Origin of the sequence: Nocardiopsis sp. Huas11 (assembly GCF_003634495.1) — a bacterium.
GTDB lineage: Bacteria > Actinomycetota > Actinomycetes > Streptosporangiales > Streptosporangiaceae > Nocardiopsis.
In genome coordinates this window covers 6,347,737-6,360,109 of sequence record NZ_RBKY01000001.1, presented here as the reverse complement: position 1 = coordinate 6,360,109, position 12,373 = coordinate 6,347,737, and the positions used below count along the sequence as shown (strand labels likewise).

General features: G+C 71.1%; 10 protein-coding genes, 1 tRNA gene and 1 pseudogene. 7 read left to right on the top strand and 5 right to left on the bottom strand.

All coding sequences use genetic code 11. From position 1 onward, the window contains the following. Nucleotides 1–149 precede the first annotated feature (149 nt). The 3 genes from wrbA to DFP74_RS28740 are packed head-to-tail and all read left to right on the top strand — an operon-like array spanning nucleotide 150 to nucleotide 3,156. Nucleotides 150–782, top strand: coding sequence for an NAD(P)H:quinone oxidoreductase (wrbA, locus tag DFP74_RS28750; protein ID WP_121186528.1), 633 nt, complete (start codon nucleotides 150–152; stop codon nucleotides 780–782). A 59-nt stretch (nucleotides 783–841) separates the two neighbouring features. After that, nucleotides 842–1,744, top strand: coding sequence for an arylamine N-acetyltransferase (locus DFP74_RS28745; RefSeq protein ID WP_121188591.1), 903 nt, complete (start codon nucleotides 842–844; stop codon nucleotides 1,742–1,744). Continuing rightward, a complete protein-coding gene (locus tag DFP74_RS28740) occupies nucleotides 1,741–3,156 on the top strand; it encodes an MFS transporter (RefSeq protein ID WP_121186526.1) in 1,416 nt (471 codons plus the stop codon). Before DFP74_RS28745 ends, DFP74_RS28740 begins: the two co-directional genes overlap by 4 nt. Before the next feature lie 233 nt (nucleotides 3,157–3,389). Here DFP74_RS28740 and DFP74_RS28735 read toward each other — a convergent pair whose 3' ends face one another. After that, nucleotides 3,390–4,277 (bottom strand): SAM-dependent methyltransferase, encoded by an 888-nt coding sequence (locus DFP74_RS28735; protein WP_121186524.1) that lies wholly within the window; start codon nucleotides 4,275–4,277, stop codon nucleotides 3,390–3,392. A 491-nt stretch (nucleotides 4,278–4,768) separates the two neighbouring features. Between DFP74_RS28735 and DFP74_RS28730 the strand changes: the two genes are divergently transcribed. Both DFP74_RS28730 and DFP74_RS28725 read left to right on the top strand, forming a co-directional pair. After that, complete coding sequence (locus DFP74_RS28730) at nucleotides 4,769–5,476, top strand: dihydrofolate reductase family protein (protein WP_121186522.1); 708 nt, start codon at nucleotides 4,769–4,771, stop codon at nucleotides 5,474–5,476. Continuing rightward, a complete protein-coding gene (locus tag DFP74_RS28725; RefSeq protein ID WP_199725808.1) occupies nucleotides 5,473–5,955 on the top strand; it encodes a deaminase in 483 nt (160 codons plus the stop codon). Before DFP74_RS28730 ends, DFP74_RS28725 begins: the two co-directional genes overlap by 4 nt. A 37-nt stretch (nucleotides 5,956–5,992) precedes the next feature. Here the strand turns inward: DFP74_RS28725 and DFP74_RS28720 are convergent, their stop codons facing one another. Together DFP74_RS28720 and DFP74_RS28715 are read right to left on the bottom strand one after the other, a co-directional pair. Continuing rightward, a complete protein-coding gene (locus tag DFP74_RS28720) occupies nucleotides 5,993–8,500 on the bottom strand; it encodes an RNA helicase (protein WP_121186520.1) in 2,508 nt (835 codons plus the stop codon). A gap of 133 nt (nucleotides 8,501–8,633) precedes the next feature. Next, on the bottom strand, nucleotides 8,634–9,623 hold the full coding sequence (locus DFP74_RS28715; RefSeq protein WP_121186518.1) for a malate dehydrogenase: 990 nt from the start codon (nucleotides 9,621–9,623) through the stop codon (nucleotides 8,634–8,636). A gap of 269 nt (nucleotides 9,624–9,892) precedes the next feature. Between DFP74_RS28715 and DFP74_RS28710 the strand changes: the two genes are divergently transcribed. Further along, nucleotides 9,893–9,966, top strand: a tRNA-Ile gene (locus tag DFP74_RS28710). 224 nt (nucleotides 9,967–10,190) lie between these two features. Here DFP74_RS28710 and DFP74_RS34740 read toward each other — a convergent pair. After that, nucleotides 10,191–10,685, bottom strand: a pseudogene (locus DFP74_RS34740) (tyrosine-type recombinase/integrase); the annotation flags it as partial. On the opposite strand from DFP74_RS34740, the gene DFP74_RS34735 reads away from it, so the two are divergent. After that, a complete protein-coding gene (locus DFP74_RS34735) occupies nucleotides 10,611–11,495 on the top strand; it encodes a hypothetical protein (protein ID WP_233571199.1) in 885 nt (294 codons plus the stop codon). The pseudogene DFP74_RS34740 and the gene DFP74_RS34735 sit on opposite strands and share 75 nt — an antisense overlap. Here DFP74_RS34735 and DFP74_RS28700 read toward each other — a convergent pair. Continuing rightward, a complete protein-coding gene (locus tag DFP74_RS28700) occupies nucleotides 11,468–12,295 on the bottom strand; it encodes a helix-turn-helix domain-containing protein (protein WP_147453929.1) in 828 nt (275 codons plus the stop codon). The two genes, DFP74_RS34735 and DFP74_RS28700, sit on opposite strands and share 28 nt — an antisense overlap. Nucleotides 12,296–12,373 lie beyond the last annotated feature (78 nt).

The following is a 12,373-nucleotide window of genomic DNA, read 5'->3' as shown; positions in this document are numbered from 1 at the left end:
CGGGCGGGCGCGGGGCGCCGCCGTCGGAGGACCGTCAGCGGTCGAGCAGCCGATGGTAAGGGCCGGGACGCAGGGTGGACCGCACGAGGCCAACGACCTGAAACGGCGGGACACCGGGACACCGGCGCCCGCCGGGAGAGAGGCACACCGTGAACGCACGCAACGCCCGCATCGCCGTCATCCACTACTCCGCGACCGGCACCGTCCACCGACTGGCCGAGGCCGTCGCCGACGGGGCGGTCGACGCGGGGGCCGAGGTCCGCCTGCTCCGCGTGGCCGAACTGGCCCCGGACGAGGCGGTCGACTCCAATCCCCAGTGGCGCGCCCACCTGGACGCCACCGCCCACCTGCCGGCGGCCGGCCACGACGACCTGCGGTGGGCCAACGGATACGCATTCGGCACCCCCACCCGCTTCGGGAACGTGAGTTCCCAGCTGCGCCAGTTCCTGGACACCACCGCCGGGCTGTGGCAGGCGGGCGAGCTCGCCGACAAGGCCGCCACCGGGTTCACGGCCAGCTACGAGGAGCACGGCGGCCAGGAGTCCACCCTGCTGTCCCTGTACAACACGTTCTTCCACTGGGGCTCGGTCGTCGTGCCCACCGGATACGTCGACTACGACGTCGTCAGCGCCGCGGGCGGCAACCCCTATGGCACGAGCCTGGCCCAGAGCCGGGCCGAGGGCGACCCGGAGCACGTCAAGCGCGTCCTGGCCGCCGCCCGCTACCAGGGGGCGCGCCTGGCCTCCTTCGCCGGGGCGCTGGCCGACGCACGCCAGGACTGACCGCCGTGTGCCCCGCCGCGACCGCTCCCACCATTCCCATCGATCGGAAGGGCGCCACCATGCCCACCACCGAGACCCATCCCTCGACCCGCTGGGATTCGGCTCCCCTGGACCTGCCCGCCTACCTGGACCGCATCGGCTACGACGGTCCCCTCACCCCGACCCTGACGACCCTGGAGGCCCTGATCCGCGCCCACCTGGAGGCGATCCCCTTCGAGGGACTGGACCCCCTCCTCGGCACACCGGTGCTCCTCGACACGGAGTCGCTCCAGCACAAGCTGGTGCGCCGCGGAAGGGGCGGGTACTGCCACGAGCACAACATCCTGTTCGCCTCGGTCCTGGATCGGCTGGGCTTCCAGGTGACCGGGCGCGCCGCCCGCATGCTCATGGGCGGCGACGAGCGCGAGATGGGCCCCGTCGCCCACACCATCCTCTCCGTCGTCCTGGACGGCGTCGACTGGCACGTGGACGTCGGCGTCGGCTCCTCCGGCCCGCGCGGACCGATCCCCCTCGTCGCCGGCGCGGAGGTGGCGACCGGCCGCTGGAAGTACCGCATGGACCGCTCCGAACAGGACCACTGGGTGCTGCGGCTGCGGCAACCCGGCGGCTGGTTCAACCTGGTCCAGTTCACGGGGGAGCGCTACTACCGGGCCGACTACGCCGGATACAACCACGTCGCCTCCACCGATCCCGAATCGCCCTTCACCCAGGGGATCGTGGTCCACCACAACGGGGACGACGTCCGCCGCACGCTCAACGGCCTGACTCTGACCAGCCACCGTCCCCACGGGGAGCGGGCCCAGCGGGAGATCGCCGCCGACGAGGTGCCGCGGATCCTGCGCACGGTCTTCGGGCTGGAACTGCCGCGGGACCAGGAGCAGGCCCTCGTGGAGATCGCCCGGCAGGCCGCCGGCGCGCGAAGCGCCGACGCCCGCGAGCGCACGTCGAGGAGCTCGGCATGACCGCCACCCGCGCTTCGTCGGCCCGGAGCACCTCCGGCTTGACGCTGGCCCTGCTGGCCCTGGGCCACCTGGTCATCAGCCTCGACTTCACCATCGTCTTCGTGGCTCTGCCCGAGATCGCGGCCGAGGTGGGCTTCACCGCGCACTCCCTCCAATGGGTCGTCACCGCCTACGTCGTCTTCTACGGGGGCTTCCTGCTCCTGGGCGGACGGATGTCGGACCTGCTCGGCCAGCGGCGCATGTTCGTCACGGGCATGGTCCTGTACGGCCTGTCCTCCCTCGTGGGCGGATTCGCCACCACGCCCGAGGTGCTCATCGGAGCGCGGGTCGTGCAGGGGCTGGGCGGAGCGCTGCTCTTCCCGGCCGTGCTCTCCCTGGTCAACAGCGGCTTCCCCGAGGGCAGGGAACGCAACCGCGCGCTGACGGTGTGGGCGGCGGCGGGCGCCGGAGGTCTGAGCCTCGGCGCCCTCCTGGGCGGAGCGCTGACGGGGGCGTTCGGCTGGGCGGCGGTGTTCTTCGTCAACGTCCCGCTCGCCGTGGTCGGCGTCGCGGCGGCGTTCGTGCTGCTGGACAAGGACGAGCGCCGGGAGAGAGCGGGCGGGTTCGACCTGGCGGGTGCGCTCGTGGGCACCTCGGGCACGACCCTGCTGGTGTTCGCCGTCGCCCAGGGGCCCGAACTCGGCTGGTCGTCGACGCCGGTCGTGTTCTCCGGGCTGCTCGCGGTGGTGCTGCTCGCCGGGTTCCTCGTCGTCGAGACCCGCAGCCGCACCCCGCTGATGCCGCTCCGGCTGTTCCGCAACCGGCACCTGAGCGCGGCGATGGCGGTGATCCTCGTCTTCGGCTTCTCGGTGCAGAACGCGCCGTACTTCCTGACCCTGTACTTCCAGGACGTGCTCGGGTTCAGCGCCGTGGAGACCGGGCTGGCCTTCCTCGCCCCCACGCTCTCCATCACCCTCGGCAACATCGTCAGCGATCGGCTGGTCGGGGGGTGGGGTACCCGGACCACCCTGCTCGTCGGCATCGTGCTGAACGCCGCCGGCGCGGGACTGCTCGCGCTGGGGCTGACGGTCGACGGGTCGTTGTGGACGGTCCTGCCGGGGACGGTCGTCCTGGGTGTGGGCATGGGCGTCACCTACACGAGCATGTGGATCGCCGCGTCGACCGGCGTCGACGACCGGGAGCAGGGGGCCGCGTCGGGGATGGCGTCCACCGCGCTGCAGCTCGGCGCCGCCGCCGGGCTCGCGGTGCTGGTGGGCGTGTACGCCACGGGGCTGGACGGACTGGCCGGAGAGCCCTTGCGGGTGGCTTCGGCGGAGGGGATGCGTGTCGCCCTGTGCGCCACGGCCGCCTTCGCGCTCGCCGGGCTGGCCGCCGCGTTCGCCCTGCCGAGAAGGGCCGACCGCGCGGCCTGAGGCGGGCCGGTGCGGCCGGGCGGCCCGGGCCGGGGCCGGGCACGGTCAACGGGTCGCCGGGGCTGCGCCCATCGATGGCCGTGCGGTAGCGGCGGCGGTGAACGGATCGAGGCCCGTCGGGAGACCGGCGGGCCGTCGCTGCGCGCGCGGAGAGGACGGCGGGGTCGGCGGGCATGCGGCGGCCCCCGCCCGCTGCCGGGCCGAGGGCTCAGGCGCGGGGACGGGGGGTGCCGTCAGAGTCGGCCCACGCCGCCGACGATGAGCCGCCGGTTGCGCTGCGGCATCTGGTAGCAGCCGGGGACGGGCGGTGCGACCGGCAGCGTCCGCCACCGCTGGGCCTGGAGCACACCGGGGGGCACGGGCCGCCAGCCCGCGAAGAAGGCCTCGATCTCCTTCTCCGTACGCCAGCGCCCGGAACCGAGGTGTTCGGCGAAGACCTGTTCGAGTACGGCCGCGCGCTGAGCGTCCTTGGGGTAGGCGGACGCGTCGGGGCGGCAGTAGTGGCTCAGGACCAGATGACTTCCGGGGGCGAGGGAGTCACGCAGGGCGGCGATGTGCGCGGCCGGGTCGTCGGCGTCCGCCACGTGCGCCACCACGCCGGTGAGCAGGAGCCCCACCGGCTGGTTCAGGTCGATGATCCTGGCCGTCTCGGGGTCGGCCAGCACACGGTCGGGGCTGGTGAGCCCGGCCTGGACCGCGGCGGTGGTCCGACCGTTGCGCAGCAGCGCGCGGTGGTGCGTGAGCACCATGGCGTCGTCCGAGGCGTAGACCACCCGGGCGCCCGGGTCGGTCTCGTGGGCGATCTCGTGCGGGTCGCCGGGCGCGGGAAGGCCGGCGCCGATCTGGATGAACTGGCGGATGCCCAGGTCCGCGGCCAGGAACCGCACCGCCCGTTGCAGGAAGGCGCGTTCACCGAGGACGACGTCCTGGAACCCCGGGGCGACCTGTTCGGCGCGGGTGGCCAGTTCGCGGTCGACCTCGAAGTGGTCCTTGCCCTTGAGGTGGAAGGAGTGGAACCGCGCCAGACTGGGCCGTGCCAGGTCGACGACGGGCGGAGGTTTGGCCCGGACGTGTTTGCCCCCCGCCTGCCTCAGGAAATCGGGGGAGGTGAATCGAGACATCGCCGTCCTCTATGTGAGGTGGGGAAGTGAGCCGACCTCTGGATTGTATTCGTTGTTGACGCGCTTGTTAACCGAGTCACGGACACAGGTCGGAAAAACATCTGTCACTCTGCCCTTGTCGCGCTTGCCGAATCGTGTTACGCCCGACCTGGGCCGACTGGGACATATACGCCCAATGTCCATTTTGTGAGGAATCTGGAGCTGTGCACGAAGGCACAAGCCCCTGCCTGCACCGGAGGGGGCTTTCAGCGGGAGATGCGCGTGGCCGGTGAGATCGTCCCGTGACCCTCCGGAGAGGGCTCCGCGTGCGTGCGCGTAGCGGACAGCTGACACCGGGAATAGGTCCGCACCTATTCCCGCGTGCAATTACGCGCCGGGTTCCCCGGCCGCGACAATCCGAAGTCGTGGAGGTGAAAGCACGGGAAGGCACCGACCGCAGGTCAGCGGCCAATAAGTCCTTCCGGTCGGTGGGCCCGGGCTAACCTGGGGGCATGGACCGTCCGTACACCATCCTGAGCTGCGCGATGTCGATCGACGGCCGCATCGACGACGCCGGTCCCGACCGGTTGCGCCTGTCCAACGAGGCGGACTTCGCCGAGATCGACGCGCTGCGCGCCGAGTGCGACGCGATCCTGGTCGGCGCCGGCACGCTGCGCGCCGACAACCCCCGTCTGCTCGTGCGCTCCCCGGAGCTGCGGCGCCGCCGCGCGGCCGAGGGGCGGACCGAGAACCTGCTCAAGTGCGTGGTCACCCGGTCCGGCGCCCTCGACCCCGACGCACGGTTCTTCACCACCGGCGACGCCGGGGCGGTCGTGCACACCGGGGGAGCGGGGCTGGACACCGCCCGCCGCGCGCTCGCCGGACGGGCCGAGGACCTGCCGCCGGTGGCGGTCGCCGACGCCGGGGACCCGCCCACCGCCAAGGGCGTGCTCGCCGACCTGGCCGATCGGGGCGTGGGGCGCCTCCTGGTGGAGGGCGGCGGTCACATCCACACCATGTTCCTCACGGAGGGGCTGGTCGACGAGCTCCGCGTGGCCGTGGCCCCCTTCTTCGTCGGCGATCAGGACGCGCCGCGCTTCGTGCTGCCCGGCCCCTTCGCCTTCACCCCGTCCTCGCCGCTGCGCCTGACGGAGGCGCGCGCGCTCGGTGACGTCGCCGTCCTGCGCTACGTCGCCGAGCCGGCCGGGGGAACCGCGTGAGCCCCGTGAGCCCCACGGGCCCGCCGCCCGCCGACGGGGACGCCGACGCGCACTGGCTGCGCCGCACGGTCGAGCTGTCCCTGCTGTGCCCGGACTCGGAGACCGCGTTCTCGGTGGGCGCCGTCGTGGTGGCCGCCGACGGGACCGTGCTCGGCGAGGGCTACTCGCGCCGGGACGACCCCCACGACCACGCGGAGGAGGTGGCGCTGCGCGAGGCGGACCGCGCCGACCCCCGCCTGGCGCGGGCCACCCTGTACTCGTCCCTGGAGCCGTGCAGCGCCCGCGCCTCGCGGCCGCTGGCGTGCAGCGGACTGATCCTGACCACCCCCGTGCCGCGGGTGGTGTTCGCCTGGCGCGAGCCCGCGCTGTTCGTGGACTGCGACGGGGCCGAACGGCTGGCCGCCGCCGGCCGGACCGTGGTCGAGCGCCCCGACCTGGCGGCCGGGGTCCGGGCGGCCAACGCCCACCTGCTCGACTGACCCCCGGGCCCCGAACGCGGGCCCGGGGCGAACCCGGTCAGAGCCGGTCGACGTCCACCACGTGCACGACCGCGCGGCCCTCGGCGTCGGAGGCGGCCAGGTCGACCTCCGCGCTGATGCCCCAGTCGTGGTCGCCCGCGGGATCGGCGAAGATCTGCCGGATCCGCCACAGGCCCGTCTCCTCCTCGATGAGGAGCATCTGCGGGCCGCGGGCGTCCGGACCCGTCCCGATCGCGTCGTGTTCGGCGTAGTAGGCCTCGACCGCCTCCGCCCACTCCTCGCCGGTCCACTCCCCGTCCTGGGAGAGCTTGCCCAGGTCGCCGTAGCGGCGGCGGGACGCCAGTTCCACCCGGCGGAACATCTCGTTGCGCACCAGCACCTTGAAGGCACGGGCGTTGGCCGTGACCGGCCGCACCCTCTCCTCGGCCGGCTCGACGCCCTCGGGCCCCTCCTCCTCGGGGTTGGTGAGCTGCTCCCACTCGTCGAGCAGGCTGGAGTCGACCTGGCGGACCAGCTCGCCCAGCCACTCGGTGAGGTCGCGCAGCTCCTCGGTCTTGGCGTCGTCGGGCACCGTCTGGTTCAGCGCCTTGTAGGCACTGGCGAGGTAGCGCAGGACGAGGCCCTCCGAGCGGGCCAGCTCGTAGTAGCCCACGTACTCGACGAAGGTCATCGCGCGCTCGTACATGTCACGCGCCACGGTCTTGGGCCGCAGCGGGTGGTCGCCTACCCAGGGGTGCCCGGTCCGGTAGACCTCGTAGGCGTGGTCGAGCAGCTCCTCCAGCGGCTTGGGGTAGTCGATCTCCTCCAGCCGCTCCATGCGCTCGTCGTACTCGATGCCGTCCATCTTCATCTGCTGGACGGCCTCGCCGCGGGCCTTGTTGAGCTGGGCGCCGAGGATCTGCCGCGGGTCGTCCAGCGTGGACTCCACCACGGTGAGCGCGTCCAGGTGATAGGTCGGCGACTCCTTGTCGAGGAGCTCCAGCGCGGCCAGCGCGAACGTGGACAGCGGCTGGTTGAGCGCGAAGTCGGCCTGCAGGTCGACGGTCAGGCGCGCGGTCCGGCCCTGCGCGTCCGGCTCCGGCAGCGTCTCGACGATGCCGCCGTCCAGCAGCGACCGGTAGATGGCGATCGCCTCGTGGATGTGGCGGCGCTGGGTCCGGCGGTCGTCGTGGTTCTCGGTCAGCAGGTGCTTCATGGCGGTGAAGCAGTTGCCGGGCCGCGAGATCACGCTCAGCAGCATCGCGTTGCTGACCCGGAAACGGGAGTTGAGCGGTTCGGGGTCGGCGTCGATGAGCTTGCGGAACGTGGCCTCGTCCCAGGAGACGAAGCCCTCCGGGGCCTTCTTGCGCACCACCTTGCGCCGCTTCTTGGAGTCGTCGCCGGCCTTGGCCAGGGCCTTCTCGTTCTCGATGACGTACTCCGGCGCCTGGGCGACCACGTGGCCGACCGTGTCGAACCCGGCGCGCCCGGCCCGTCCGGCGATCTGGTGGAACTCGCGGGCGCGCAGGCGGCGCACGCGCACGCCGTCGTACTTGCTCAGCGCGGTGAACAGCACCGTGCGGATGGGCACGTTGACGCCCACCCCGAGGGTGTCGGTGCCGCAGATGACCTTGAGGAGACCGGCCTGCGCGAGCCGCTCGACGAGGCGGCGGTACTTGGGGAGCATGCCCGCGTGGTGCACGCCGATGCCGTGCCGCACGTAGCGGGACAGGTTCCGGCCGAACTTCGTGGTGAAGCGGAAGTTGCCGATCTCGGCGGCGATCGCCGCCTTCTCCTCCTTGGTGCACATGTTGATGCTGGTCAGCGACTGCGCGCGCTCGATGGCCTGCGCCTGGGTGAAGTGCACGATGTACACGGGCGCCTGGCCCTCGCCGAGCAGCTCCTCCAGCGTCTCGTGCAGGGGGGTGACGCGGTAGTCGTAGTACAGGGGGACCGGGCGCTCGGCGGAGGCGACCACGGCGGTGGGGCGTCCGGTGCGCTTCTCCAGGTCCTCCTCGAAGCGGGTGACGTCGCCCAGCGTCGCCGACATCAGCAGGAACTGCGCCTGGGGCATCTCCAGGAGGGGGACCTGCCAGGCCCAGCCGCGGTCGGGTTCGGCGTAGAAGTGGAACTCGTCCATGACCACGGTGTTGATGTCGGCGTGCTTGCCCTCGACCAGCGCGATCTGGGCCAGGACCTCGGCGGTGCAGCACACGATGGGGGCGTCGGAGTTGACGCTGGCGTCGCCGGTCATCATGCCGACGTTCTCGGTGCCGAAGATCTTGCACAGGTCGAAGAACTTCTCCGACACCAGGGCCTTGATGGGCGCGGTGTAGAACGCGCACTCGTTACGGGCGAGCGCGGCGAAGAGGGCGCCGGTGGCGACCATGCTCTTGCCGGAGCCGGTGGGGGTGTTGAGGATGACGTTGGACCCGGAGACGACCTCGATGAGCGCCTCCTCCTGATGCGGGTACAGGGTGAGGCCCCGTTCCTCGGTCCACGAGGCGAACGCCTCGAAGAGGGAATCGGGTTCGGGGTCGGCGGGAAGAACATCGATGAGACTCACGGTTCTATACTGCCCGCTCCCCGACCCCCGTCGGGACGTACGCCCACCGCACGGACGAAGGGGGCGTTCCCCGTGGGAAACACCCCCTTGGCACCGCGGCCCGAACGCCGTGCGGCGGACGGGCACTCGGGGCTCAGACCAGGCCGAGCTCCTTGACGGTGTCGCGCTCCTCGACGAGCTCCTTGACGGAGGCGTCGATGCGGCCGCGCGAGAAGTCGTCGATCTCCAGGCCCTGGACGATCTCCCACTTGCCGTTCTTGGACACGACGGGGAAGGAGGAGATGAGGCCCTCGGGAACGCCGTAGGAACCGTCGGAGGGGATGGCCGCGGAGGTCCAGTCGCCCTCGGGGGTGCCGTTGACCCAGTCGTGGACGTGGTCGATGGCGGCGTTGGCGGCGGAGGCGGCCGAGGACGCGCCCCGGGCCTCGATGATCGCGGCGCCGCGCTTGGCGACGGTCGGGATGAAGTCGTTCTCCAGCCAGGCCTGGTCGCCGACGGACTTGGCGGCGTTGGCGCCGTTGACCTCGGCGTGGAAGAGGTCGGGGTACTGGGTGGCGGAGTGGTTGCCCCAGATCGTGAGCTTCTTGATGTCGTTGATCGACACGTCGAGCTTCTTGGCGAGCTGGGTGAGCGCGCGGTTGTGGTCCAGGCGCGTCATCGCGGTGAAGCGCTCGGCGGGCACGTCGGGGGCGTGGCTCTGCGCGATGAGGGCGTTGGTGTTGGCGGGGTTGCCGACCACCAGGACGCGGATGTCGTCGGCCGCGCCGGCGTTGATGGCCTCGCCCTGGGGCTTGAAGATGCCGCCGTTGGCCTCGAGGAGGTCACCGCGCTCCATGCCCTTGCCGCGGGGACGCGCGCCGACCAGGAGGCCCACGTTGGCGCCCTCGAACGCCTGGCGGGCGTCGTCGAAGATGTCGATGCCCTGCAGCAGGGGGAAGGCGCAGTCGTCCAGCTCCATCGCCGTGCCCTCGGCGGCCTTGACGGCCTGCGGGATCTCCAGCAGACGCAGCTTCACCGGGGTGTCGGCGCCGAGCAGCTGGCCGGAGGCGATCCGGAACAGCAGGGCGTAGCCGATCTGGCCGGCGGCGCCGGTGACGGTGACGTTGACGGGTACTTGGGCCATGACGTGAACTCTCCTGACGACGATGTGCGACCCGCGAGGTTACCAGCGGGTAGAAGCGGCGTCCGTGCCGGGCGCTGGGGTCCACCGGGCGCGCGCCGCACCTCACCACCCTAGACCGAGCACGTGCACGCCCCGTGACCCAGGTGCGGGCTACGCGCGCCGAACCGCGGAGAGCGACGTCAACGGTTCCCTTCCGTGCCGGGCGGGGCGGATTCTCGGCGCGGTGCCGCAGGACACATCCTGTTAGGATGACGATCGCCGACGACGGCGGGCCGGTAGCTCAGTTGGTCAGAGCAGGGGACTCATAATCCCTGGGTCGCGGGTTCGAGTCCTGCCCGGCCTACCCCCTGTGAAGAGCGGTTTCCTCGTAACAGACGCTCCCTTCCGGTTCCCCCAACCCCCTTGGGGGACCGTTGGGGGACCGCCAGTCCCGGAACCCGTCCCCGACGCCGCCCGCGGAACCAGCCGCGCGGACGCCTCCGCGGCCTCGTGCGCGACCTCCGGAAGCACCGTCGCGTAGATGTCCGCGGTGATCGTGATCGAGGAGTGCCGCAACATCGCCTGAACCGTCTTCATGTCCACACCGGCCGCGAGCGCGAGCGTCGCCGCCCCGTGGCGAAGGTCATGAAGACGGATCGGCGGAAGGCCGGCGCCGAACGCCAGGCGCTCGAACTCCTCGGTCAGCGTCGCCGGATGCAGCGGCGCCCCGTTCTCGCGCGCGAACACGTGCCCGACGCCCTCCCACGCGTCACCCCACAGCAGACGCTCCTCGTTCTGCCGTGCCCGGTGCGCCCGCAGGACATCCACAGTGCCCGTGTCCAAGGCGATGGTCGCCTCCGACCCATCCGTCTTGAGGTCGGCCTCCTCGACCTCCCACCCGATCTGACGGCGCTGCCTGCTCGGTGTCACCGTCCCCGCGTCCAGGTCCACATCCGGCCACCGCAGGCCGGCCGCCTCACCGCGGCGTAGGCCCCGGAACGCGATCAGGTGGAACGCCGCGTAGAGCCGGTGTTCGACGGCGTGGTCCAGGAACGCTCCGGTCTGCGGGGGCGTGTACACCATCACGGGCGAGGGCCGCTCGACGGACCGCCACGTCTTGAACCCGAGCACGGCCTGGCCGCGGGCCTTCGCCTGGTCGTCGGCGAGAGCCTTTCCGAACGTCTCCTGGAAGGCCTCCACACGCTCACGCGTCCACACCAGCGCCTTGGCCTTCCGACCGGGCTTGAGGTCGACGAGCTGCGCGACGTTCACGTCCACCAGGCGCTGCTTCACCGCGTCCGCCAGACACGACCGGAGCGTCGCCCTGATCCGCTGCTGCGTGACCGGCCCGGTGACCTTGCGGCCCTTAGCTGTCGCGCGCACCTGCGGGTCCTCGGACTCACGGGCTGCCACGACCTGGGCGTTGGCGACCTCGATGGCGTCGAACATCGCCGCGACGTGATCCACCCGCAGCTTGTCCAGCTCGAAGTGCCCGAGGTGCGGCTTCAAGTAGAGACGGCCGTGTTCGCCGTACTTCTCGGTGGTGGACCGGGCGAGGCTGTTCTTCCCTGCGAGCCAGTTGTCGAAGAACGGACCGAACAGGAGCTTGGTCGTGACGTCGCGCCCGCGGCCGGCCTTGACCTTCTCCGCGGACATGGCGTCGAGGGCATCGTCCTGGGAGGCGAAGCCGCCTCGTTTGAGGAACTGGCGCCGGCCGTTCGTGCCGGGTTCGAGTTCGAGCTTGAAGTACCACGACCCGTGTCGCGGGTTCCAGGTTCCGTTCTTCCTGCGCAGGTCGGGGCACTTCTGCCCGAGCTCCTTGCCGGCCTCGTCGCGGCACCGGCACCGCTTGAACGTCGAGCCCTTCACTCGGTGCCCTCCTCAAACGGGTAGCGCCCAGGGTGTCGTTGGCGCATGAGCTCGTCTGCGGCCCGCTTGCCCTCCTCGCGCTCGCGCTCGACGTCCTCCGGTGTCCGGTTGGCCAGGTACTCGCGGCGGCGCTGCCACAGGATCTTGTCGACCTGGATACGGAGACGGCGAACGACGGTTTTCCAGGGGAGCCCGGTGTCCATGGCGCTTAGCACGGCCGGAGTAGCTGTGTCCGCCATCTCGTCCAACACAGCCTGCTTCTCAACGGGCAGGCGCCCGAAGTCGGTGAAGTCGGGGACGTCGTCGGGGCGGCTCTCCTGCTGAAAACGACGACGTCGGATTTCCTGCTGAGCGAAGAGGTTCTGATAGCGCCTCATCTCGTCCTCTTCGTCCTCGGGCAGTGGATAGACGGAAGGCCCGAGATGGAGCGGTTCTCCGCCGCGCGCCCACCGCCACGCGTCCCGAGCCGAAGGGGAGGTATCAACCGGCTCATCCTGTGAGGGCACAAGGTTGTTGGGCAACTTGATCTGGGCGTCGGTGAGCTCAAGATCTTCGTCGTCGGCCCTCGGGCCAAGCAGCAACCGGTTCGGAGTGGTGTCGAGCGCGATCGCCAACAGAACCAGCTCGTCAACGCTCACCCGTCGGACCACTGCGGCGTCCGGGTTGGCTCCCGCCTCGATCTTCTTGACCGCGTCGACCGAGAGTTTTCCGCTGAGCCGCTTCACCAGCTGGGTCACCGACAGCCCTCGGGCCTGCCGGACCTCCCTGACGTTGCGTGCGACTCGGACAGCGGTCACCCCGAGATCCTGCCTCTTCTTCACCATGACGGCGACTGTAGCGACCATGCGCAAGATCCACTTTCCGTGACTCGCCTTTACTATCTCTGGCGTGCTAGTGTCTCC